At 70.9% G+C, this 23,198-nt stretch carries 17 protein-coding genes; 6 read left to right on the top strand and 11 right to left on the bottom strand.

Annotated features, from left to right (window positions below):
- Positions 1-806: 806 nt before the first annotated feature.
- The 4 genes from WME85_RS52005 to WME85_RS51990 all read left to right on the top strand — a co-directional run bounded on the left by WME85_RS52005 (position 807) and on the right by WME85_RS51990 (position 5,118).
- Positions 807-1,184, top strand: coding sequence for a hypothetical protein (locus WME85_RS52005; protein WP_437833095.1), 378 nt, complete (start codon positions 807-809; stop codon positions 1,182-1,184).
- Between the two features lie 1,248 nt (positions 1,185-2,432).
- Positions 2,433-2,831: a hypothetical protein gene (locus WME85_RS52000; protein ID WP_436623505.1), complete on the top strand. Its 399-nt coding sequence runs from the start codon at positions 2,433-2,435 to the stop codon at positions 2,829-2,831.
- A 119-nt stretch (positions 2,832-2,950) separates the two neighbouring features.
- On the top strand, positions 2,951-4,306 hold the full coding sequence (locus tag WME85_RS51995) for a DDE-type integrase/transposase/recombinase (protein WP_437829150.1): 1,356 nt from the start codon (positions 2,951-2,953) through the stop codon (positions 4,304-4,306).
- A complete protein-coding gene (locus tag WME85_RS51990; protein WP_437829152.1) occupies positions 4,303-5,118 on the top strand; it encodes an ExeA family protein in 816 nt (271 codons plus the stop codon). The genes WME85_RS51995 and WME85_RS51990 overlap by 4 nt, the downstream gene beginning before the upstream one ends.
- Before the next feature lie 749 nt (positions 5,119-5,867).
- Here WME85_RS51990 and WME85_RS51985 read toward each other — a convergent pair.
- A complete protein-coding gene (locus WME85_RS51985; RefSeq protein ID WP_437833094.1) occupies positions 5,868-6,590 on the bottom strand; it encodes an SLATT domain-containing protein in 723 nt (240 codons plus the stop codon).
- A gap of 926 nt (positions 6,591-7,516) precedes the next feature.
- Here WME85_RS51985 and WME85_RS51980 point away from each other — a divergent pair.
- Positions 7,517-9,022 carry a hypothetical protein gene (locus WME85_RS51980; protein ID WP_437833093.1) on the top strand — a complete coding sequence of 502 codons (1,506 nt, stop codon included), beginning with the start codon at positions 7,517-7,519 and terminating at the stop codon, positions 9,020-9,022.
- 91 nt (positions 9,023-9,113) lie between these two features.
- On the opposite strand, the gene WME85_RS51975 is transcribed toward WME85_RS51980, so the two are convergent.
- Both WME85_RS51975 and WME85_RS51970 read right to left on the bottom strand, forming a co-directional pair.
- Positions 9,114-10,211 carry an L-type lectin-domain containing protein gene (locus tag WME85_RS51975; protein ID WP_437833092.1) on the bottom strand — a complete coding sequence of 366 codons (1,098 nt, stop codon included), beginning with the start codon at positions 10,209-10,211 and terminating at the stop codon, positions 9,114-9,116.
- Positions 10,212-10,359: 148 nt separating this feature from the next.
- Positions 10,360-11,055: a TetR/AcrR family transcriptional regulator gene (locus WME85_RS51970; protein ID WP_437833091.1), complete on the bottom strand. Its 696-nt coding sequence runs from the start codon at positions 11,053-11,055 to the stop codon at positions 10,360-10,362.
- A gap of 84 nt (positions 11,056-11,139) precedes the next feature.
- On the opposite strand from WME85_RS51970, the gene WME85_RS51965 reads away from it, so the two are divergent.
- Positions 11,140-12,306: an FAD-dependent oxidoreductase gene (locus tag WME85_RS51965; protein ID WP_437833090.1), complete on the top strand. Its 1,167-nt coding sequence runs from the start codon at positions 11,140-11,142 to the stop codon at positions 12,304-12,306.
- A gap of 31 nt (positions 12,307-12,337) precedes the next feature.
- Here the strand turns inward: WME85_RS51965 and WME85_RS51960 are convergent, their stop codons facing one another.
- The 8 genes from WME85_RS51960 to WME85_RS51925 all read right to left on the bottom strand — a co-directional run bounded on the left by WME85_RS51960 (position 12,338) and on the right by WME85_RS51925 (position 23,177).
- Positions 12,338-13,195: a hypothetical protein gene (locus WME85_RS51960; RefSeq protein WP_437833089.1), complete on the bottom strand. Its 858-nt coding sequence runs from the start codon at positions 13,193-13,195 to the stop codon at positions 12,338-12,340.
- Positions 13,196-13,531: 336 nt separating this feature from the next.
- Complete coding sequence (locus WME85_RS51955; protein WP_437833087.1) at positions 13,532-14,542, bottom strand: UDP-glucuronic acid decarboxylase family protein; 1,011 nt, start codon at positions 14,540-14,542, stop codon at positions 13,532-13,534.
- A gap of 56 nt (positions 14,543-14,598) precedes the next feature.
- Positions 14,599-15,858, bottom strand: coding sequence for a CgeB family protein (locus WME85_RS51950; RefSeq protein WP_437833086.1), 1,260 nt, complete (start codon positions 15,856-15,858; stop codon positions 14,599-14,601).
- On the bottom strand, positions 15,849-16,979 hold the full coding sequence (locus WME85_RS51945; RefSeq protein ID WP_437842611.1) for a glycosyltransferase family 4 protein: 1,131 nt from the start codon (positions 16,977-16,979) through the stop codon (positions 15,849-15,851). Before WME85_RS51945 ends, WME85_RS51950 begins: the two co-directional genes overlap by 10 nt.
- A 52-nt stretch (positions 16,980-17,031) precedes the next feature.
- Complete coding sequence (locus WME85_RS51940; RefSeq protein WP_437833085.1) at positions 17,032-18,351, bottom strand: TIGR04295 family B12-binding domain-containing radical SAM protein; 1,320 nt, start codon at positions 18,349-18,351, stop codon at positions 17,032-17,034.
- Entirely contained in the window at positions 18,348-19,454 is a 1,107-nt protein-coding gene (locus WME85_RS51935) for an NAD-dependent epimerase/dehydratase family protein (RefSeq protein ID WP_437833084.1), read from the bottom strand. Before WME85_RS51935 ends, WME85_RS51940 begins: the two co-directional genes overlap by 4 nt.
- Before the next feature lie 601 nt (positions 19,455-20,055).
- Positions 20,056-21,441: a YciC family protein gene (locus WME85_RS51930; protein WP_437833083.1), complete on the bottom strand. Its 1,386-nt coding sequence runs from the start codon at positions 21,439-21,441 to the stop codon at positions 20,056-20,058.
- 632 nt (positions 21,442-22,073) lie between these two features.
- A complete protein-coding gene (locus tag WME85_RS51925; protein ID WP_437833082.1) occupies positions 22,074-23,177 on the bottom strand; it encodes a hypothetical protein in 1,104 nt (367 codons plus the stop codon).
- Positions 23,178-23,198 lie beyond the last annotated feature (21 nt).

The raw sequence follows: 23,198 nt of genomic DNA, 5'->3' as shown, positions 1-23,198 counted from the left end.
CGCACGTCCCGCACCCCATGGAAAATCCCACGCCGAAGCAGACGAGCACCATGAACAAGCGGCTTGTGAACACGAGTGTCCTCCTGATCTTGAGTCGCAAGATGAGCGACAATGGTGGACGCAAACCCTGACACCGACATGCAGGGTTTGGGCCTTGCGCTTCATTTACGCTGACTGCTCTTGGTTGTCTACATGACGACCTACCGCAATTCGCATGCCGCGGTCTCCAATGCGCGTGCTTTCCCTCCGGCGTGGCGGGATGCCTGTTCCTGACTGCGGCCCACGCGTTCGCCGTCTCATCGAGGCAGCCCCGAGCAGCGGCGCGGCGAACCCGGCTTGCCACGCCCGCCGCCAGCGATACGACAGGACGTTACGCCGGTGATACACCGTGTTGCGCTGCGGAAAAACGCGCCGCGCATGGCTCCCCGTAACAGGTCGAGCGCCCCGCCGTTACGCCGCGCAGCGCGGAGCCAGGGGGGGCACGCCCAGGAGATCGACGGTGCCGATGCGTCGGCCTGGTGGTCCGTTTCGGCGCGAACCATGAACAATGAGCCGACGTAGAGAGCACGTCCGGCCCTTCGGCAGCGCCCCGTCGGTGCGCGCGCGTCGGCGCTCGCCATGCGCTTGAAGGGCCCGGTCGGGTCACGCGCGATGAGCCGCCCGGCTGGCACCGGAGCTGCAAGGCTGGTCAGCGTCTCCCCACCCTGGCGCTCAGGCCCCGGAGAGCCATCCATCGGCCCGGTATCCGCGACCAGGAGCGGGGGTGACACGCACAGCTCCACGCAACGGTCAAGAGGAGGTTCATCATGGCACTTGTTGATATCGTCAGCACCAGCCTTATTCTCAACATCATGGGTGCAGTAGCTAATTGGTCTGATGGTTGGGGACCCAATCTGGATTGGGGGCGACGCGGCTCGCTCCGCGCGTTGGAGAGCGCAGCGCATCTGGAGTCAACCATCGCGCTGATCCGCGATGAAGAGACCAGGCGGCATCTCGTCACCGCGAATGAGCAGCGCGCGATTCAACTGCTCGACGAGCTGACGCCGGAGCGCCCGGAGCTTCATGTCATGGCCGCGCAAACGCTGATCGGGGTCGCTGCGATGCTGCCCGCCGGCGCCACGCGCGCCGCGGTCCTCAAGAGGGCCGCAAGGCTCGTGGACGGGGGAGACCCGCGTGGTGCGTGAAGACAGGACAACGTGACGACCAGGCTCCTGCTGCCATGTCGTCCCCCGTGACGCGCGTCGGCTGACCGACGCCGCGCCGAACGAACGACGCTGGTGATTGCGAGGATGGATCTCGTCGCGACTGGCGCTGAACGATGAGCCCCCCAGGCCGGCTGTGGAATGAACGTGGTCCCCCTGCGGGAGCTTTGCCACATCGCCCTGCCGCCTCGGGATCCATTTACGTAAATTTATTTATTCAATCGTTGGGCCAGAGAGCCGCCTTCACTCCACAGCTAGACTGCGGGAACTGGGTTGGCCTGGCCTCGACTCGAACCGGCACGCCCAGGCGCGCTGGAAGGCAACATTGATCAAGATCGCGCCATGGATACCATACTATGATCAGCATCGACCCCTCTATTCATGGCCTCTCGCAGCTTGGTTCCGCGCTGCTTTGCATTGCATCTTCCGGGACTATGTTCATTTTGGCGTCTTCGGTGAGCGGCTGCGTCGTGGACGCGGACGTCTCAGTCTCCGAGGATACGCCAGCCTTGAGTCAGGCATCAGAGCTGCGGGGATCCGATTTCGTTCCGCAGAGCGACAACTGTACCTCATTTGGTTCATTTACATGTGTTCCCACCGGCAGAGAGTTCAGTTACTCGACCCCATATTGCCGACCAGTCTCGTTGATGCTCCAGCCCCTCGAGTCGAGCATGCTGCGTGATGGTGAGGAGTTCTGCGCAGCGAAGATGGCCATCATGGAGGGGGCTCGCTCCGGGTAGGCACCGAGGGAGGATGACGTCCACGGAGCCACGGCTCCGCATTCCGGTCAGCTATCCGGGATTCCCATCAAAGAAGCGACCAGCGCGCAAGTGCGCCGCTTTCCGGCCAACGCCCGGGAATTACCACCCATCGTTGCTCCCACGCCCACCTCACGACGGGGTAGGTCCACCCGAGGAGCGGAGCAGCGGCGCGGTGCCGGCCACAAAATAGGCGACGAGGAGACCTGATCTTGGCGGACAGCCTCCTCGTCGTGCTCCGATTCTCTTGCCCAGGAATCGAAGCGGTCGCAGTGTTATCCAGAGCGCCATCGACATCAAGCGTTGGCAGCAGCAACCCCCCACAGTCGTCGAAGCGCGCCCCGCTCGCTGCCCCGCCTGCGGCGCCGCAAGTTGTCCGCTCGGGGGCGCGATCCGGCTCCAAGGCCACGGCAGGCGCGAGCGACAGGTCTGGGGCCCTGCCAGCCCGGACCAGCCCCCCGAGGTGATCTCGGTGGCCGCCCGCCGCTACCGCTGCCTCGGTTGCAGCGCCGTGCTCCTCGTCGTTCCTCGCGGTGTGCTCGGCCGGCGCGTGTACAGCGCCGCCGCGATCGGCTTCGCCCTCGCGCTCTGGGGCCTCGCGCTCGCGACGGCGACCGAGGTCCGGCGGCGCGTGGGCCCGGCAAAGATCCTCGGCGAGAGCGCCGTCACCGGCTGGGCCACGCTGCGCCGGTGGGCACGCGAGGTCGCGCAGCGACGTCTGTTTGCTCAAGCCCCCGACCCAGGGCCGTCCGCGTCGCTCCGAAAGAGCGCGGCGACCGCCGCGGCCTCGCTCGCGGCGAGCGCGGACCCAACGACCCGGGCGCTGCCGATCGAGCACCGCGCCTTCTTCGGCGCCGCGCACGCGGCGTGAGGGGCTCTGCCCTTTCGGAGTCGGAATCGTACAGCCCACCGGAGAGGATCGCTGCCGAAAACGCCGCCGATCCCGGACAAGGACCGCGCGCCAGCAAGGCGCAGAAAGGACCTGTTCCAATGTCCCTCGGCCCCGCCGACCACGCCGAGTCCGTGGCGATCTTTCGCGCCACGGTCATCGGCCCTCTGATGCACCGCGTGCTCACCCACGGCCAGCTCGCCGCCGAGCTGCGCACGCGCAGCGAGCAGCGGTTTCGACCGCCGGGCGCGCACAGCACGCGCACCTACTCGGTGCCCACGCTCCAGCGCTGGCTGTACGCCTATCGCTCCGCTGGCCTCGATGGCCTGCGTCCGCAGCCACGCAGCGATCGAGGCTTCGCGCAGGAGCTCTCGGAGGAGCTGCGCGCGCTGCTGCTCGATATCCGGCGCGAGCATCCCGATGCCTCGGTGCCGCTCATCCTCAAGACGCTCGTCGATGAGGGGCGCCTCGAAGCGGGCAAGGTCTCCGAGCCCACCGTACGGCGCCTGTACGCGGCGCACGGCCTTCGCCGCCGCGCCGCGCGCGCCGAGGGCGAGCCGAAGACGCGGCTGCGCTGGCAAGCCGAGCGCCCCGGCGCGCTCTGGCACGGTGACGTCTGTCACGTGACCGGTTGCACCGTCGGCGGCAAAGCGATGCCGATCCGCATCCACGGGCTGCTCGACGACGCCTCTCGCTACGTCGTCGCGCTCGAGGCGCACACCACCGAGAAGGAGGTCGACATGCTCGGCATGACCGTCGACGCCCTGCGCCGTCACGGCAAGCCCGACGCGCTCTATCTCGACAACGGCTCGACCTACCGCGGCGACATCCTCAAGACCGCGTGCGCGCGGCTCGGCATCACGCTCCTGCACGCAAAGCCCTACGACCCCGAGGCGCGCGGCAAGATGGAGCGCTTCTGGCGCACGCTGCGCGAAGGGTGCCTTAACTACCTCGGTGCCGTGGCCTCGCTCGTCGACATCAACACGACGCTCCGCGCCTTCCTCGACCGGCGCTACCACCCGGCGCCGCATGCGGGCCTGCTCGGCAAGAGCCCGGCGCAGGTCTACGCAGTCCGTCCCGCCGGAGACAGCGCGGTCGACGAGAAGGCGTTACGCAGCGCGCTTACCGAGCGTACCCGGCGCCGCGTCTCGGGCGATAACATCGTCTCTGTCGACGGCATCGCCTGGCAGCTCGATCAGGGCTACCTCGCTGGCCAGGTCGTCTCTGTGGCCCGGTGCTTCATTGCGTCCGACGAGCCGCCGTGGGTCGAGCACGAGGGCAAGCGCCTTGTGCTGCATCCGGTCGACCCGCAGCGCAACGCGCGGCGCAAGCGGCCGCCGTGCGGTGGCCCTGCGGCGGACAGGCCGACGCTCCCGGTGGACTTCAACCCCGCGCGGACGCTCGGCCGCCGGGCGGAGGGTGGCGAGGACACGAGCGAGGCTGGAGGTGGAGCGTGAGCGAGTCGTACGTCCGCTTCTTTACCCTGTCCGCCGCGCCCTTTTCTAAGGAGATCCAGGATGGCGAGCTGTGGCTGCCGCCCTCGAAGGAGCAGCTCGTCGAGGAGGTGTGCGAGGCCGTGCACGAGCACGCCCAAGTGCTGCTGGTCGGCGAGCCTGGCGCCGGTAAGACGTGTGTGCTGCGGGCCGTGCGGCATCGGTTGCCCCAGGCAGGCTTCCGGCTGACCTACTGCCACAACGCCACGCTGGGCCGTCGCGACTTTTATCGTCAGCTCTGCCAGGCGCTCGGCCTCAATCCTGCTGCGACCGCGGCGGCTGTCTTCTATGCCGTCAGCGCGCATGTCGAGACCCTCGGCCGCGAGCGCATCCATCCCGTCTTCCTGCTCGACGAAGCGCACCTGCTCCACCAGGACACGCTCGATCATCTCCACATTTTGCTAAATTATGAATGGGACAGTCGTGCCCTGCTGTCGCTGATTCTGGTAGGGCTCCCGGACCTCCAAGACCGGCTCGAGCTGCGCAAAAATCGCTCGCTGTACTCGCGCATCGAACGGCGTCTGTCAATTGGCGCCATGGTCCCCAATGACACCGGCGAGTACGTGCGTCTGCGGATGAGCCGCGCCGGCGCCGACCGCGAGGTCTTCACCGCCGACGCACTCACCCTGCTGCACGAGGCGGCCGGCTCGAGCCTGCGCGAGATCGACCGCATGGCCACCGCCGCGCTGCGCGAGGCAGCGCGGCGCAAGAAGAAGCTCGTCGAGCGCGAGGTGATGGCCCACCTCGTCGGCGACCTGGGGACGGACGGCAGCTGACGCTGACCGCGATGACGGGTGCGTCCTCGGCGCCGGCATAGGAGCCCCTCGCCGGCGCCGACGTCGACGGTCAAGCGATGATGGCCATCACGAGCCTGCCACCGGCGCACGCCTCAGGGATGGCCATCGCCCTCCTGGACCCCAACCGAGCACGCCCGCGATGGCCATCGCCCTCTTGGATCCCAACCGAGCATGCCCCGCGATGGCCATCAAGGGGTGTGCTCGGCGAGCCATCAGCCAGCCTGAGCGTCAACACCCCAGGGTGTTTGCCTCTCAACTGGTTGCAGGCGAAGAACAAATGCAGAAGTAGCTGCTCGGGGGTATGCGTCGACTCCGGCTGGAACGACATTTGATTTGACAGGATGTGGGTGCGCCACGTCCTCGAAGAGTCCGCCGGTTGAGAGCGCCCACGCGCCGACGCGCGCGCCGCGTGGGTCGATGCGCCGAACCTCGCCTTCGACGTCTCCCGCTCGATCCGGACACGGCACCGCCTGCGCTGGCTCGAGGCGGCGGGTCCTTTCCGGAATCCACGCCTCGCGTCCTCTTCACGCCCTCCCATCGCGCCTCCACGCCCTCCCATCGCGCCGGAGCCGCTAGGACACCGAACAGATTAAAACCCCGAGAAAATGAACCACAGAGGACACAGTCATTTTTGGTCGTTCCTCTGTGTCCGCTGTGCCCCTGTGGTTCGAATCTCTTCGTTCCCGGGTGTTTCAAGCTGATCGGTGCTCTAGGCGCGACCTGCCTGCTCACCGCTTCCGGTGGTTTGGAACCTGGCCCTGCAGCCCGATCCCGAGCACAAGCCTTTCGAGCTCGTCTTCGAAACCTGCTCTCTGTAACCGCGGCTTGGGGCCATGCGGCACCGTTAGCTCTGGTGCTATGGGGCGTGAACCAGGTTGACCATGGCCGCCGGGGGAAGAACCATAGAAGCCGCCGGCGGAAGAACGATCGTCGCCCAGGGGCGGAGAGGCAATTAGACCTTTTGTATGTTCCATCATGGCTGATGGAATCTCGACGCGTCTCCCAATATCATCGAGTGTTTGACTAATTGTTCCTAATGACCGCATCCATCCTTCAGGATTGTTCCTGCTGGCCGACGTCATCATGAGCTGAAGCCGCCGGACAACCTCGGCGTATTCCTCCGAGGCTACCTTGTGCGTGGTCGCGCGTTCGGCGTAGTTGTGGAAGGTGACGAGCGCCGCTAGACCAGCGGCTGTCATGCTTGCGACCGCAAGCAGCCACTTCAATATGTCCGACTGTGCGGCATGCTGGATTCCAGCGAAGATGCTCGTTGCTACGATTGCGCTCAGCGCAACGCTCGGAGCGCCGATCCGTCGGTTCATCCGCTGAAGGCTGATAGCTTCACTTCTGTGCGCGTCGGCGTATGCGACGGCGATATCGCACCACTTCAGCGCGAGATATCTGACGTCAGTCGGCGCGGGCTCCGAGTCATCGATGATTTGAGTCCTCATTCGCCCTCTGGTGCCCGGATTTGGGCTGCCATGATCGTCTCAGCACCAAGGTGCCAGCGGGGGCGTGCGTCCACGCTTCGATGGCTTCCTCCCGGCCGGGAGGTATCTCTCTGGTCCTTGCTGCCGCTCCAGTTACCCCTGTGGCTACCCCGCCCTACAAGGGCACCCGAGATCCCTTCCCGCGTCAAGAGGAGCCCGCCCGGTGGATGCGCGTCGACCAGGGCCTGTAGGGGACCGGGCCGTCGCGTCCGCATCCAGCCGCATCCTCTCGACCAGCTCCGAGCGCAAGCCGCCCCGTCGACCGAGGATCCAGCCGTGTGGATCCGGGAATGAGCCCGGGAAGCGGGCCGCTCGCCACCACGCAGCGAGCTCGGCGCCGGCCATCATGGCGGCCTCGGCCGACGCGTTCGTCGTCTCATCGAAGCAGCCCAGATCGTCGGCGCGCCGAGCCCAGCTCGCCACGCTTAAGTGCCAACGATGAAACCGGACGTTACGCCGGCGATACACCGTGTTGCGCTGCGGAGAACCGTACCGCGCACGTCGCCCCGTAACATGTCGAACGCCACGCGGTTACGCCGTGCAGCGTGAACCAGGGCGGTCATTGTGGCGGCTGGATGGAACCTACGATGCGGTTTTCAGCGGATTCGAGGCAAAACGCAGCATGAACTTCGAAGTTGGCGGTTACGGGGTCGCCAACCCGTGACAGAGCTCGCGACGCCGGTCGCACCCTCATCTCACACTGGACTCACGACGCCTCCGGGCGCCTGTCGAATTCATCAGCGATGGCACGAGATTTGATCCTGCTCCCGTCGCGGCCGCGGCTCTCGCGATGCGAGAAGCCGATGGAAGCATGGACATAGACGTTCACCAGGCGGGCAAGAACACGCTCGGCGAGCGAACATCAAATTCTGAAAGGCCGGTGTCTCATGACAGATTACAGTTATTCGATCGCGGGCGTCACCGATATCGATCAGCGCTGGGCCGGGCTGCCCGGAGGCGGCGGGATGTACTGCGTCCCCACCGCGACCGCGAACTGGCTTTATTACATGGCGTCGCACGGCAGACCGTCGGCCATCTGGTTGCCGCCGCCTGATCCTTCCGTGCCCGGGAGCACCATCATGAACCTGGTGATGGTGGGAAGCTACATGGAAACGGACCCGGCCCACGGCACCAGCTCGAGCGGCTGGTTCGACGGGCTGCTCGACTGGCTGAATGACCGCAACGTGCCGGCCATGCTCATCAATTATTGCTCGAGGGACGATGCTGCCGTCACGTTCGAGACTCTCCAGGCCTGGGCGGTGCGCGGTCTCATGACCATTGCGATAGGGCGATACAACAAGGTAAGCAGTGGTTATGACCGGGTCGGCGGCCACGCCGTGTCGATCGTCGGGCTGCGCAGGACGTCGACCGGATGCCAGATCATCGTGCATGACCCCGCCCAGGACGACGGCAATTCGATGAAGCAGTCCAGCACGGCGGAGCAGACGGTATCGGTAACGAACCAGTCCGGCCAGTTCGAGGGCGAGCAGACGACGCTGATCCGCTGGGGATCGTCGACCGCACCCTACCTGTTCGTCGATCAATGCTTCATCATCCTGCCGTCTTTTGCCGTCACCAGCCTGACTGGCGGCGAGCTCACAATTTATTCCTCAAGCCTCACGAGCGATGCCGTCGAGACCAAGGAGATCCCGACCTCGCTCTCCGCAGGTATCGCCGATCTCGCCATTCACCCGCTGCTCGGGGTCGTCGCGGCTCTGGGCGGGGAGACGGGCGACGTCGTGACCGTCGACCTCACCAGCGGCGCCACGAAGAAGCTCGCGCGCCTGCCCGGCGCCGCGCGGCTGGCATACGGAGGGCGCTCGCCCCGCCTGTTCATCGCGCAGGAACGGGACGTGGTGGCGCTCGACGATGCCGGCAAGGAGCTGAGCCGCGCCAGGCTGGACCACCCGATCGACGCGCTCTCCTTCGATCACACGGAGGACCGCCTGGTCGTCGCGTCGTCCGCGGCGGGGAAGCTCCTGCATTTCAGCCCGCGCCTGGAGGCCAGGGAGACGCGCGAGCTGCCGCCCGTGCCCGGGAAAGGGCGCCTCTCGTTGACCACCAACCCGCGCGACGGCACGCTCTGCATCACCCGCGCGGGCTCTCCGCAGGTGACAACGGTCCGGGTGCATCCGACCGGCGCGGTCGCGCGAGGGACGAGCCGCCTGCTCTCGACAGGCGTCACCTCGGCGGCTCACGTCGATCGCCACGGCAACCTGTATGTCTCCGAGGACCGACGGATCGCAACGTTCGACACCGACGGCAATCGCCGGAAAGGCTCACCGTTCGACGGGCTGCCGGCCGGTCCGCTCCTCAAGGTGGCGCGGAGCTATTCCAACGCCGATCCGGTCAAGATGAGCAAGCCGGAATGGCGTAACGGATCCGCCCGCTGACACCTCCTGCCCGACTGCCGATTGGAATGAATGACTCGCTCATCACGCGATCTCCCCGGGGTCCGGAGCGATCATGTTGCTTGGCGGGAGCTCAGAGGCAGCGGGGAGCGGGGAAGGTGATGTTCACATTCCTGATCTCCTGGCGCGCGACGGCGTCCCCCGTGCCGGCGGCGAAGCCGTAAAAGAACGTCGACCCGACGGGGAAGCCGTCGATGACGAATCCCCGGATCAGGGTCTCGCCGTCGATGCTCACGCTCACCGCGCCCTCGTCGAGCTCGATCTGGGCCGTGTGGAACGCGCCGTCGCCGAGCGCGACGTTGCTCGCCACCTGGCTCAGCAAGCTGAGGCCCCCCTCTTCGCAAGACCGGGCGAGATCGTCGACGCCCACGTGGTTCCTGTTCGGATCTCCGCAATCGAAGTTGTTGTAGGTGTCGAGCTCGACGCCGTAGCCGGCCAGCCCCGCCATGCCGAAGCCGCCGCCGGGCTCGCCCACGGCCGTCTCTCCTGTCGCCTCGAGCATGAAGCCAAGGCCGTCGCCGCGGCCGAGGCGGAACTCGAACGTCGCGGTGAAGGAGTCGGCGGCGATGGGATTGCGGTAGACGAGGGCGCCGGCCTGATCGCGCCTGGCCTCGGTGAGCACGCCAGTCAGCGCCTCCCCATCCCAGAAGGCGTCCCCATTGAAGGACCATCCCTCCGGCGGCGAAGCCGTGTCCGCGGCGAGGCTCGCCGCGCACACGGTTCCACCGGGGCACGTGCGCTCGTCGGTCTGCCCGTTGCAGTCGTTGTCGACGAGGTCGCACGTCTCGGGCTCCGGCGTCGTCTCGCCCGTGCACGGGCCCCAGCCGCTCCGGGAGCAGACCTGCACGCCGGCCTCGCACGTCCCGACGCCCTGGGTGCCCTGCGGGCCCGAGTAGCAGGGCCGTTCACGCCCCTCCGGGCAAGCGCAGCCCTCATCGGCGACACGGTCGCAGTCGTTGTCGAGACCGTCGCAGACCTCCGGCGCAGGTACGCACCCGGCGACGACCTCCTCGACGACGACCTCCTCGAGGAGGTCGCTCCTGCCGCAGGCGAAGACAGCGGCGGCGAGCGCCGGGAGGAGGAAGAGCGCCAGAGCGCGCGCGCTCCGGCCAGGGCCCGACGCCCCGCGTGAAGCCTCGCGTGAAGACGAGATCGGCTGTGAAGGATGCATGAGCTCTCGATGCTGGGCGCGACGAAGGCTCGTCGCAGAGGAGGTGGGGCGCTCCCATGCGCCAGCTCTCTCTGCGCCGCAATGTACCAGATCGAGAGAAGCGAGCCTCCACGCATCCAGCGGCGGTCGCGGTCTGGAACCCGGCGGCTCACCCCGAGCCCGCGATCCCGGCGAGGATCAGGTCGATCCCGGCGAGGAACTCCTTGCGATCGTCGTGGCCGGAGAGGTGGGCGGCGACGCTTCGCGTGAACGGGTACTCACGGGCGTCGAGCTCGCGCCAGCGCGCCGCCGCCGCCTCGAGGAAGTCGGCGCGGTTCGTCGACGGCGCGAGCTCGCGTCGCGCGAACTGGCTCGCCGTGGCGTTCTGGACGCTCACGCCGACGATGTAGCTGAGCAGCGTCGACGCCGCGGTGAACTGGGCGCTCCCGCGGACGCCCAGCGCCTCGACCTGGCGGCCGAGGCGCTCGTAGATCCGCAGCATCGCCGTCTCCCACGGAGCGCGTGAGAGCTGCGCGCCCACCCACGGGTGCGCCTCGATCGCGTCGAACACGCCGAGCGCGATGCGATGGATCGCCTCGCGCGGCCTGGTCGAGCCGCGCACCTCGCCCATCGTGCGCGCGACCACGGCGTCGGTCGCGGCGACGAGGAGCTCGCTCTTGTTCGTGACGTGCCAGTAGATCGCGCCCGGGCCCGTCGCCAGGCTCGTCGCGAGCGCGCGGAACGTCAGCCCATCCTCGCCGTCCGCGTCCAGCAGCGCGATCGCCGCCTCGACGATCCGCTCGCGCGAGAGCGCATCCTCGCGGCGCCTCTCGCGCTCCGGCCCTCGCGTCGCCTTCTTCGCCAAGGCTCCATCTTGACAGTCCTGGAACGGCGCTCCAAGTAAAAATTGTGGAACGACGTTCCACAATGAACACCGAGAGGGATCGCGATGACTTCCATCACCATCATCGGCGCCGGACCGGGCGGGCTCACCCTCGCGCGCGTCCTCCACGTCCACGGGATCCGGGCGACCGTGTACGAGGCGGACGCCTCCGCCGAGGCGCGTGCCCAGGGCGGGATGCTCGACATCCACGACTACAACGGCCAGCTCGCGCTCAAGGACGCCGGCCTCTTCGACGAGTTTCGCCGCATCGTCCACGAAGGCGGTGAGGCGATGCGCATCGTCGATCCGCAGGGCGCGGTCCTCCTCGACCAGCCGGACGACGGCACCGGCGCTCGCCCCGAGGTGCTCCGCGGCGATCTCCGGCGCATCCTCCTCGACTCACTCCCGCCTGACACCGTGCAATGGGGCCGCAAGCTCACGGGCGTGCGCGCGCTCGGCGACGGAGAGCACGAGCTCACCTTCGCGGACGGGTCGACCGTGACCACCGGCCTCGTCGTCGGCGCCGACGGCGCGTGGTCGAAGGTCCGGCCGCTCCTCTCCGACGTGAAGCCCGAATACGTCGGCACCGCCTACATCGAGACGTACCTGCTCGACGCCGACGCGCGGCATTCCGCCAGCGCCAGGCTCGTCGGCGGGGGCGCGCTCTACGCGCTCACGCCCGGCAAAGGCATCATCACGCACCGCGAGACGAACGGCGTCCTCCACACCTACGTCGCGCTCACGAAGCCAAAGGCGTGGATCGAGAGCATCGACTTCGCCGACCCGGAGACGGCGCGGGCGCGCGTCGCCGCGGAGCTCGAAGGCTGGGCCCCGGCCCTGACCGCGCTCATCACCGACGGCGAGACCGATCCGGTCCCGCGCCTGATCCACAAGCTCCCCGCCGGGCATCGCTGGGATCGCGTGCCCGGCGTGACGCTCCTCGGCGACGCCGCGCACCTGAGCCCGCCCGACGGGGAAGGCGCGAACCTCGCGATGTACGACGGCGCGGAGCTCGGCAAGGCCATCGCCGCGCACCCGGATGACCTCGAAGCCGCGCTCGCCGACTACGAAGAAGCGATGTTCGTGCGTGGGGCGAAGGCCGCGCCCGAAGCCGCGGCGACCTTCGAGCTTTGCTTCGGCGAGACCGCCCCGCACGGCCTCATCGCATTCCTGTCGGGCGGGGAAGCGCGGTCGAGCGGCCAGGAGGTGCGGCTGCCGCCGGAGCGCGGTTAGTCTTCCTGCGGATCTCGCCGGCTGCCTGCGCTCAGTCCGCGGCGAAGCAGTAGATGCGGCCGCTGCCGCCCTTCGGAGCCGTGTCGGCGCAGCTGCCGTTCTCGTGCACCGAGTTCCACGGCCGGTACATCTCGTCCATGTTCTGATTGGGGCCGCGCCCGTCGCAGTGCCCGATCCAGGCCATCTGGGCCGGATCCTCGGAGGTCCAGTCCTCGCACGTGTAACCGACCTTGAGGGTGCCGTCTCGGTCCGTACCGGTGAGGATATCGTGCTCGATCGGCGTCGGGGAGCCATCCCACTGGCCCGGCACCATCTCGCCGTTCTCGTCGAGGAAGACAGTGTAATCGCCGGGCCTCGCGTGCAGCTCCTCGAGGTCCGCGGCCACCATCTCGAGCTTCGCGTTGTACCAGGGGCCCGTGCCGATCCGGTCCCGGGCGTTCACCGGCTCGCCGTCCGGGCCCTTCTCGACGCTGAGGTAGGCGCGCCAGGTCCTCGCGCCGGCGCCGACCGCGTCGGCCAGCTCCTGGCACCGCTGATCCGCTCCGGCGAGCCCGCCCAGGTTCGCCGTCGCGCTCCCGGTGCTCGACACGAAGAAGCTGAGCGACGGCCCCGCGTTGCCGCCGCCGCCCCCCGTGCCGGTGGCGCCGCCGCTGCCGCCGCTGCCGCCCGTGCCGGTGGCGCCGTCGCTGCCGCCGCTGCCGCCCGTGCCACCGTCGCCGCCGCCGCCGCTGCTGCTGCTGCTGCTGCTGCTGCTGCTGGCGGTGGTGGAGCTGGTGCTGGTGCTGCTGCCGCCGGTGTCATCGTCGCCGCAGGCGGCGACGGCGATCGACAAGCCGAGGCCGAGAAAGACGCCGAGGCTGCGAAGATGCTCTGAACGCGATCGCTCCATGGAAAACTCCTGTGCAAGGGTACGTCGGGGGCGCACAGAGTAGCCTCTCGGCTCGGCTGGTGGTACCCGGCTCGCTCCGGCCAGCTGCAGAGCCCGGCGTCGTCGGCCCGGACATCGAAGTCGCAACTGCCCTTCTCGGCGAGGAAGAAGTTCTCGTGAAGATCTGCGGTGTCCAGCGCTCCTCGTGGGCCGAGAGGCTGACCAACAACCGATCTGCGCGAGGGTTGAATGAGGACCTCGCAGATGTCGAGCTGTCTGTCAGCTGAGGAATCCCCTCGTTTTGCGACGATTTTTGGCAGAACCCCGACAGCCCCGCGCGATGGGCCGAGTCGACCGTCAGCTCGCCAGCGCCGCGTCCCCGCGCCGCGACCCCTCCCCCGCCCCGGCGAGCGCCGCCCGGAGGCTCTGGATGGTCGCGTAGAGCCCCTGCCGCAGCGCCACCCGCGGCTCGAACCCGAGCGTGCGCCGGGCCAGGTCGATCGCCGGCCGCCGCTGCCTCGGGTCGTCCTCCGGCAGCGGCCTGAACACGATCCGGCTCGCGCTGCCCGTGAGCCTCACGATCTCCTGCGCCAGCTCGAGCACCGTCACCTCGACCGGATTGCCCAGGTTGACCGGCCCCACCTCCACCGGGTGCTCCATGAGCCGCAAGCACCCCTCGACCAGGTCGTCGACGTAGCAGAAGCTCCGCGTCTGCGAGCCGCTCCCGTAGACCGTCAGGTCCTCGCCCCGGAGCGCCTGGACGATGAAGTTGCTCACCGCGCGCCCGTCGTCGATCGCCATCCGGGGCCCGTACGTGTTGAAGATCCGCGCGATGCGCCCGGACGCGCGCCCCTGACGGTGGAAGTCCATCACCAGCGACTCCGCGCAGCGCTTGCCCTCGTCGTAACAGGCGCGCACCCCGACCGGGCTCACCCGCCCGAGGTAGGTCTCGGGCTGGGGGTGCACCTCGGGATCGCCGTACACCTCGCTCGTCGACGCCTGGAGCAGCCGCGCGCCGTGCCGCTCGGCGCACGCGAGGGCGTGCAGCGCGCCGAGCACGTTCGTCATCGTGGTCCGCACCGGATCGACCTGGTAACGCGCGGGGCTCGCCGGCGACGCCAGGTTGTAGATCCTGTCGACCTCGTGGTCGAACGGCACGGTCACGTCGTGCTCGACGAGCCAGAAGCGGCTGCTGCGCATCAGGTGCGCCACGTTGGCCGGCGAGCCCGTCGAGAAGTCGTCGAGCGCGATGACCTCGTGGCCGTCCGCGAGGAGCCGCTCGCACAGGTGCGAGCCGACGAAGCCGGCGCCCCCCGTCACCAGGATGCGCATGCTCCTCCCCACCGTTCTCCCGTTCGCGTCACCCATCGAAACACCTCCGTTGTCGCGATACCACCCCTCGGCGTGGCTGTTCCCCGACGTCCTCATGCGAGCGGGCTCCGGTGGCGCGCGGGGTCGCAGCGGCGAACCCCGGACGGCGCGCCGCTCCGCTCCAGCTCGTCCTCCTCCTCCTCTTCGACGAGCCGCACGAGCCGCGCGAGCCGCGCGAGCCGCGAGGACGACGGCAGGAGGAGCTCGTCGACGAGGTCGAGGAGCGTGTCCACGCGGTGCGCGCAGGTGTGGCGCGCGAGCACCGTCCGGCGCCCGTGCTCGGCGATCCCGCGCGCGTAGTCCGGGTCGGAGAGGAGCGCGCGGAGGTGCTCCGTCATCTCCGCGCCGGTGCGCGCGACGAGGTAGTCGCGGCCGGGCGAGAAGAGGCGCTCGGCGTCGGACCACGGCGCGCTCACGAGCGGGATCCCGCACGCGAGCGCCTCGAAGGGCCGCATCGCCGGGACGCCGGGGAGCAGCGCGGCGTACGGCCGCCGCGGGACGTGCACGGTGACGCGGGCGCGCGCGAAGGCGTCGGGGACGAGGTGGTTCGGGAGCCAGCCGGCGTGCTCGATGCCGGCGTCCGCGAGCGCCGCGAGGGCGCGCCCGGGGTAGCGCAGCCCGTGCACGCGCGCGCGCAGGCCGAGCGCCTTCACGGGCTCGATCAGGAGCTCGTGGAGCTCCGCCGTCCGCTCGCCGTCCCCCCAGTCGCCGATCCACACGAGATCGCGCTCCTTCTCGACCTCCGGCAGCGGCCGGAAGAGGCGCGCGTCGGCGGCCTCGTGCCAGACGACCGCGCGCCGCGCGACGCCGCGGCTCAGGTAGAGCTCGCAAAGGCCCCTTCCAGAGCCGAGGACGCAGTCGTACCCCGAGAGATCGCGCCGCACGATCGCGGCCGGATCGGTGAGCAGGCGGTGGTGCGTGTCGTGGAAGAACAGGTGGTAGCGGCCCGCGCGGGCGCGGTGCTCGCCGAGGCGCCGCACGAGCTCGGGGTCGTTGCCCTCGTGGACGAGCGCGACGTCGACGCCCTGGAGCGCGGCGTCGAGGTCCAGCGTGGCGAGCGCGTAGCGGCGCGGAAAGAGGCGCGGCCAGAGGCGCTGGCAGGCGGCGGCCGCGTCGTTCACCGCGGCCAGCGCGGCGTGGCCGTGGGCGGCGCGGAAGCCCGGCGCGCTCCAGGCGTCCTCGCCGTCCTCGGGCTCGAAGGCGAGGACGTCGTGGCCGCGCGCGTCGAGCTCCGCCGCGACGCCGCGGAGGAAGTGCGCGTCGCCGTGGTTCCAGTCGGAGAGCAGGGAGCGGCAGAAGAGCGCTATTCGCATGGTGTCCCGCAGGGCGAGGGCGATGGAGGAGGGCCGCCGCGCCGGCGCGCGGGCGGCCGGGCCGCGAGCGCGACGGCGTAGACGTCGAGGTAGCGGCGGGCCATGGCGCGCGGGCTGAAGCGCACCGCGCGCCGGCGGGCGAGGGCGCCGAGCGCGTCGCGGCGCGCGGCGTCCCGGATGAGCTGGTCGAGCGTTCCCGCGAGCGCGCCCGGGTCGTCCGCGGGGACGTAGACGGCGGCGTCGCGCCACACCTCGCGCAGGCTGGGCAGGTCGCCGAGCACGAGCGCGCAGCCGGAGAGGCCGGCCTCGAGGATCGACATGCCGAACGGCTCGTACCGCGCCGGGAAGGCGTAGATCGCGGCGCGCCCCATCCACCACGCGAGCTCGCCCTCGCTCATCCACCCGAGCGAGCAGAGGCTCTCGCCGGTGCGGCGGCCGACGCCGCCCGACGCGACGTCGCTCCCGGCCACGAGCACCGGCCACGCGAGGCGGGGCGCGACCTTCTCGAGGGCCGCGAGGTTCTTGCCCTCGTCCCAGAGCCGGCCGGCCGCGAAGACGAACGCCTCCTTCGCCGCCGGCACGAACCGCCGCCTGTCGCGCGCGTGCGGGATGACGTGGCCCCGGCCGACGCCGAGCGCCCCGTAGTCGCCCGCGAGGGAGCGCAGCATCGCCGCGCTCGGCGCGACGACGGCCTCCGCCGCGCGCAGCCCCTCCGCGACCCGCGCGCGGTAGCGATCGTAGCGGACCGGCGCCGGCCGGCGGTGGACGGCGCGCCACCAGGAGAGCACGCACGCGTGCGCCACGACGACGCGCGGCGCCCGGAACGGGAGGGCCGCGTGGCAGTACCCGTTGAGGTGGATGAGGTCGGGCTGCGTCCGCGCCTCCAGGGCGAGCAGCCAGTCGCCCGCGGCGGCGACGTCGTCCCACGGGTCGTCCATCCACTCGAGCCGGTGGTCGCTCTCGGCGAGCTCGAGGCCCGGGATCGCGGCGGCGGCCTCGCGCGCCGCGGGCGAGAGCGGGCCGCCCAGGGCCGCGAGCACCGTGGCCACGCCGGCGCGCGAGAGCGCCGCGGCGAGCTCGAGGGCAGAGGTCCACACGCCGCCGTGCGCGTCGGCCGTCATCAGCACGCGTCCGGGCCGCGGCCGCGGCGCCGCCGCGCCCGGGGCGCCGCCGTCAGCGGGCGTCACGCTCGAGCTCCGCGAGCGGCAGCGGCCGGCCGTCCTCGAGATCGCCGAGCTTCCGGTGCTCGGCGATGTAGTGGGCGTGGGCCCGCTCCCACGCGCCGTCGTCCGGCGCGCCCCAGCGCGCGGCGTACGCGGGGGAGCCGGGGTAAGGGAACACGGGGACGGGCTCGTTGGCCCAGACGCCGAGGCCGAGCAGGCGCTGCCGCCACGCCTCGGCCGCGGCCGGGTCGCCGGCGCTCGCGTGGTGCAGGGTGGCCTGCACGAAGGGGACGCTCTTGCGGGCGTGGACGAGCAGCGCGGTGAGCTCCTCGGTCGAGGCGCTGGAGCGCCTGGCGAGGGGCTCTCGCTCGCCGCGCTCGCCGCGCTCGCCGCGCTCGCTGCCGGAGAGGCCCTCGACGCCTGCCTCGATCGAGACGCAGCCGGCGCGGCCGAGCAGATCGAGCATCTCGCGCGACCAGCTGTCGATCCGGAGCCGCACGCCGAACGCGACGTCGCGCGCGCGGAGCGCCTCGAGGAGGGCTCGGTCGGGCAGGAAGTGCTCGTCGATGAAGTAGACGTAGCGGGCGCCCTGGGCGAGGAGCGCGTCGAGCTCGTCGAGCACGGCCTCGAGCGGGCGCCTCCGGAGCGGGGCGCGGGAGCGGTCCCTCCCGCAGAGGGCGCAGCGGTGGGCGCAGCCGCGCGAGGCCTCCAGCTCGGCGCCCGGCCCGTCGGGCACGGCGTCGAAGCGGTGGTGGTGGTGGGCGTGCCGCGCGATCGTCTCGTCGTCCCAGCGCAGCGCCGGCAGCGCCCGCACGCTGGCGGCGTGGGGGCCGCCCTGCACGTGGTCGATGCCGTTCCTGCGGTAGGCGATCGACGGGATCCGCCAGTAGCGCGCGTCCGCCGCGCCCGCGAGCATGACGAGGATCTCCTCGCACTCGCCGAGGATCACGACGTCCACGCCGAGCTTGCGGAGCGCGGCGCGCGGCGTGGAGGAGCCGTGGGGCCCGACGGCGACGAGCAGCCCGCCGTGGCCCCGCAGCGCGGCGGCCGTCGCCATGGGCACGCGCAGCTCGGGCGGCGGGCAGCGCCAGAAGAGGTAGCTCGGCGCCGTGGCGATCGCCGTGATGTCCGGGCGGAGCGCGGCGACCGCGGCGCGGAGCGCGGGGAGGTCGAGCCCGCGCGCGTGGGCGTCGACGAGGGCGGCCTCGTGCCCGGCGCGCTCGAGCAGCGCCCGGGCGTACGCGAGCTCGAGCGGCAGGTGCGGCTCGCGGCAGCCGGCGTAGACGCTGCCCTGGAAGCTCCAGGGCGGGTTGACCAGCGCGACCTTCATGACGCGACCCCGAGCCGGTCGGGCCGGTCGGGCCGGCGGAAGCGCGCGGAGAGGGGGGGATCCGCGTAGACGGCCCCGAGGCGCTCCTCGAGGGCGAAGCGCCATCGATAGAGCGCGCGCAGCCCGTCGCGGACGCCGACGCGCGGCGCCCAGCCGGTGAGCGCCTGGAAGGCGCGGCAGTCGGAGACGTAGTACCGCGGATCGCCGGGTCTCCACCCGGCGAGCGAGACGGCCGGGCGGCGCCCGTCGAGCTCGGCGATGAGGTCGAGCAGCTCGACGAGGCTCACCGCCCTCGCCGGGCCGCCCCCGAGGTTGAAGGCGCGGCCCGAGGCCGGCTTGATGTCGCGGCGCGCGAGCAGGAGGGCCTCGACGAGGTCGTCGATGAACAGGGCGTCCCGGACCTGGAGCCCGTCGCCGTGGAGGGTGATCGGGTCGCGGCGGATGGCGCGCGCGACGAAGTGGGCGATCCACCCCTGGTCCTCGTTGCCGAACTGAGAGGGGCCGTAGACGCAGCTCATCCGGAGCACCGCGGCGTCGAGGCCGAAGGTGCGCGCGTAATCGAGGACGTACTGGTCCGCGGCGCCCTTGGAGCACCCGTGAGGGGTGTGGAAGTCGAGCGGCCGCGCCTCGGAGATGCCGTGTTCGCGCGCGCCGTCGCAGAGGGGTCGATACCGCTCTTCCGCTCGCTCGAGCGGGATGTCCGGCAGCGCGCCGTAGACCTTGCTGGTGGAGGCGAAGAGGAGCGGCGGGGGCCGGTCGAGCTTCCGGAGCGCCTCGAGCACGTTGAGCGTGCCGCGCGCGTTCACCTCGAAGTCGAGCGCCGGGTCCGAGGCGCCCCTCGCGGCGGCGACCTGCGCGGCGAGGTGGAAGACGAACGAGGCGCGCCGCACGGCGTCGCTCACGGCCTGCTCGTCGCGGATGTCGCGCACCATGACGTCCACGCCGCCGCCATGGCGCTCCTTGAGGAGCTCGACGTTCCGCTCGACGAACGCGCGCGCGAGGTTGTCGAAGACGAGGACCGGCTCTCCCTGGCGGAGGAGCCGATCGGCGAGGCTGGAGCCGATGAATCCGGCTCCACCCGTGATCAGGACGTGGTCAGGCATATCTTGCTCCGTTCCGGTCTGGACGAGCAGCGGGCGGCGAGAGAGCAGATGTCAGTCAGGTCGGGAGCGGCCAGCGCAGGGCGGCGCGGCAGGCAGAGCGCCCGCCCGCCGCGCGATTCCCCCCGATCCGCGCCGCGCTGCGCGCGAGTCCCTGAGGAGACACCGATTAACATGCGACCTGGAGGCCTGCAATCCGATCGGAGGAGCTTTATCTCACCATGCGAGTCGAGCCTGGCGCGGTCCCTAAACAGGGTACGGAAACGCCGGACGGCAGCCTGGACAGCTGCGTAGATCGAGGTGTCGCAAAGGGTTCTCGACGCGAGCAGCGGTATCCGGACAGGCGATGAAAGCGACCGGGGACGATGGCGGGAAGGAGGGAGCGCGCTCGACGCCGGGCGGAACCGGGTGGATGCGGCCGCGGACCTCGACCGGCGCGGGCTGGGTGGCGCCGGGGCCGGATGGATCGTCCTGGAACGAGCGGTCCAGAATGCTCGGTCTGGACGGCGCTGGCCCGTCATCCCGATGGGCGACAGCGGTTCGCGCGAGGTTGGAGAAGGGCGTGCGGGGAGGGGGCAGCGCGGACGCGAGCCTTCGAGGAGGCTCAGCTCGCGATCGGCTGGCCGGTCAGGCGCAGGTAGATGTACGCATAGCCGATGGCGGCGATCGGCGCGGCCACGAGCGTACCGAGGCAGCAGGCGAGCGCGCCTCCCAGGAAGAGCGCGAAGGCGAGCAAGGCATAGAGGAAGAGGCCGCCCTTGTGGCCGGTCGTGATTCGCCAGCTTTCCTTCATCGCGTCGATGGTGCCGAGGTTTTTATCGACGATGCACAGGATCGTCATGCTCAGACCGAGCGCGAGGATGACGCCGGGGACGAACAGGAAGACCATGCCGATGCCGACGGCGAGGGCGGTCAGGAACTGGGCGCCCAGGATGGGGAGGAACCACTGGCCGCCGCCGAAGATGTCGTTGAACGAGTACGGCTGGCCGCGCGCGACCTTCAGGAGCAGAGTGTACAGGCCTCCGGCGAAGTAGCTGCCGAGCACGAAGCCGACGAGCTGCAGGAGGAACTGGACGGCCGCCCCGAGGCCGGGCGCATCCCTCGCGAGGGCCGCCTGGATGCCTCCGCCGATGGCGTTGGGGAGGCCTGCCGCGAACCCGACGACAGCGACGGCGCCGATGAGGATCGCCGGGTCGCGCTTCACGCGCTCCCAGCCGAAGGATGCCGCGTCGCCCGCGCCCCACGACGTCGCGCCGCCCATCCCCGGCGGCTGGCCATAGGCGCCGCCGCCGGGAGGCACTCCGTAGCCGCCAGGGGGCGCTCCGTAGCCGCCGCCCGGGGGTGCTCCGTAGCCACCGCCAGGGGGCTGACCCCAGCCACCGCCACCGCCCGGCGGCTGGCCCCAGCCACCGCCGCCCGGAGGCGGACCATAGCCGCCGGCGCCCGGCGGTTGACCGTAGCCGCCGCCCGGCGGCTGACCACCGCCCGGCGGCTGACCGTAGCCGCCGCCCGGCGGCTGGCCATACGCGCCACCCGGCGGCTGCCCCGGCGGTTGGCCGTAGCCGCCGCCCGGCGGCTGGCCATACGCGCCGCCCGGCGGCTGCCCCGGCGGCTGGCCATACGCGCCGCCCGGCGGCTGCCCCGGCGGCTGGCCATACGCGCCGCCCGGCGGCTGCCCCGGCGGCTGACCATACGCGCCCCCCGGCGGCTGGCCGTAGCCGCCGCCCGGCGGCTGCCCCGGCGGCTGGCCATACGCGCCACCCGGCGGCTGGCCGTACGCGCCACCCGGCGGCTGCCCCGGCGGCTGGCCGTAGCCGCCGCCCGGCGGCTGCCCTGGCGGCTGGCCATACGCGCCACCCGGCGGCTGTCCTGGCGGCTGGCCGTAGCCGCCGCCCGGCGGCGGACCATAGCCGCCGCCACCCGGCGGCTGACCGTGACCACCACCGCCCTGACCGCCCCCTGATCCCCCGCCCCAGCCACCTTGGCTCATCTTGTCTCCACCGGTGTGAATACCAGCTAACCCTCAACCAACCACCCCCACTATACGTGGAGGGCGCCGACACGGAACAACTAACTTCTGGCCACGCGGCGAGCGCCGCGCGCGCATCTGCGCGGCCGCGCAGATGCGGCCGCCGCAGGCTTCGCCGGCGTTCCGGACAGGGCCATCATCACGGATCGCGGAGCGCGACTCTCGACAGACCGCGATCGAGCGCTCGAGGCGCATTGAGGGGTGCGACCTGAGGCATCCCTCGAACTCTTCGGAAAATTCACAGGGAGGCGGGGAGACGGAGAGGAAAAGCTTCAAATACTCCCCGTCTCCCCGCCTCCCCGCCTCCCCGCCTCCCTGTTCAATCTTCCCGCTGAAAAGGGCTGCATGATAAGGGGATTCCTCAGGGGCGCGACCGCAAGGACGACAGCGTCCATCCGCCATCCGCGCGCGGCGGCCGCCAGGCGCGACCATCGCAGCGCCCTTCGCCCAACAGATACGCTGATGGCGCCAGCCGAACTTCCCTGTCCACGGCGGGCTCGCCCCACCGGCCCGCCGCACGAGACCGAAGCGCGCGAGACCGGGGAGCATGAAACCGGAGCGCACGAAACCGGAGCGCACAACACGGAGGACGCTCACCTCGGAGCTGCCCCTCCCAGGCAGAGCCCGGCGATGCTGCTCGTGAACGAGGTCCCGTCCTCGCGCCGGACCTCGACGGAGTTGCCCGTGAGCGGCGACGAGAACACCTCCGCGACAACGCCGGCCCCCTGCTTCGCCGTCACGGCGCGGCCGACGAGGGCTGCCGGCGACACGGCCTCGATCGCGGCTCCCGGCGCGAGCGCCTGCTCCTCGGGCAGCTCCGCGCGCCGGAACCCGCCGAACCGGACCGCCGCGCCGCCGTCCGCTCCTCCCGGCGAGAGCTTTCCGACGCACTGCCCGAGCGGCGTGCTGACGACGGCGTAGCGCACCGTGGCGTCCACCGGCGGCCGCCCCCACTCGCGGACCAGGACGGCGGCGATGGCGAGGAGGAACACGGCCACCGGGACCACCAGCGCGGTCGCCACGACCGCCGCGGCGGCGCCGGAAGTCGCCCTGCCGAACGAGGCGAGCTCGGCGCTCACCGCCTGCTCGAACGACTGCAGGACGACGACCTGGCGCGCGCGCACGCGCTCGAGGACGGCCGGCGAGACCAGGTTGTCGGCGGCGCAGAAGCCGCAGCGCGCGACCGCGCCGTCGCCCCCGCCGAGCGGCGCGCCGCACACGTGGCACGCCGCCGGCTCGCCCGGGGCCGCGGGCGGGCGCGCGGCGCACGCCTCCTCGATCCGCCGCTGCCTGCGGCGCACGAGCGCGAGCACGGCCGCGCCCGCGCCGACGGTGCCGAGCCAGGACGCCACCACCATCCCGCCGGTGACGACGTCGCCGTCGGTGTCAGGACTGACCCAGAGCCCCAGCAGGATGAGCGCCGTGAACCCGGTGATCGGCACCGACGCGAGCGCGAACACGACGAGGAGCCGCGCGTGCCGCCGCGACGCCGTGACCAGCGTCCGCCGCAGCGCGTCCGAGAGCTGGCGGCGGCGCGCATCGGTCTGGAGCACGACGTGCGCCGCGGCGCGCAGGCCCTGCGCCGCCGCGGCGGGCGGCGGGCCGCGGTAGTGGCAGGCCGCGCAGGCCATGAAGTCCGGGCTGGCGAGGGACACCGGCGCAGGTCGCCCGCAACGCGGGCAGTGCACGGCGAGCATCGAGCGATTCTACGCCAGCCG

It is taken from the genome of Sorangium sp. So ce1153 (genome assembly GCF_051521595.1).
Classification (GTDB): Bacteria; Myxococcota_A; Polyangia; order Polyangiales; family Polyangiaceae; genus Sorangium.
This window is presented reverse-complemented; position numbering and strand designations above follow the sequence as displayed.

Bases quoted from the DNA above. Each gene is read 5' to 3' on its own strand.
- WME85_RS51960 (WP_437833089.1), bottom strand. From the start codon at position 13,195: ATGGAGCGATCGCGTTCAGAGCATCTTCGCAGCCTCGGCGTCTTTCTC.
- WME85_RS51945 (WP_437842611.1), bottom strand. From the start codon at position 16,979: ATGACGGCCGACGCGCACGGCGGCGTGTGGACCTCTGCCCTCGAGCTC.
- WME85_RS51985 (WP_437833094.1), bottom strand. From the start codon at position 6,590: ATGAGGACTCAAATCATCGATGACTCGGAGCCCGCGCCGACTGACGTC.
- WME85_RS51980 (WP_437833093.1), top strand. From the start codon at position 7,517: ATGACAGATTACAGTTATTCGATCGCGGGCGTCACCGATATCGATCAG.
- WME85_RS51930 (WP_437833083.1), bottom strand. From the start codon at position 21,441: ATGAGCCAAGGTGGCTGGGGCGGGGGATCAGGGGGCGGTCAGGGCGGT.
- WME85_RS51950 (WP_437833086.1), bottom strand. From the start codon at position 15,858: ATGCGAATAGCGCTCTTCTGCCGCTCCCTGCTCTCCGACTGGAACCAC.
- WME85_RS52005 (WP_437833095.1), top strand. From the start codon at position 807: ATGGCACTTGTTGATATCGTCAGCACCAGCCTTATTCTCAACATCATG.
- WME85_RS51955 (WP_437833087.1), bottom strand. From the start codon at position 14,542: ATGGGTGACGCGAACGGGAGAACGGTGGGGAGGAGCATGCGCATCCTG.
- WME85_RS51935 (WP_437833084.1), bottom strand. From the start codon at position 19,454: ATGCCTGACCACGTCCTGATCACGGGTGGAGCCGGATTCATCGGCTCC.
- WME85_RS51940 (WP_437833085.1), bottom strand. From the start codon at position 18,351: ATGAAGGTCGCGCTGGTCAACCCGCCCTGGAGCTTCCAGGGCAGCGTC.
- WME85_RS51925 (WP_437833082.1), bottom strand. From the start codon at position 23,177: ATGCTCGCCGTGCACTGCCCGCGTTGCGGGCGACCTGCGCCGGTGTCC.
- WME85_RS51975 (WP_437833092.1), bottom strand. From the start codon at position 10,211: ATGCATCCTTCACAGCCGATCTCGTCTTCACGCGAGGCTTCACGCGGG.
- WME85_RS51995 (WP_437829150.1), top strand. From the start codon at position 2,951: ATGTCCCTCGGCCCCGCCGACCACGCCGAGTCCGTGGCGATCTTTCGC.
- WME85_RS51965 (WP_437833090.1), top strand. From the start codon at position 11,140: ATGACTTCCATCACCATCATCGGCGCCGGACCGGGCGGGCTCACCCTC.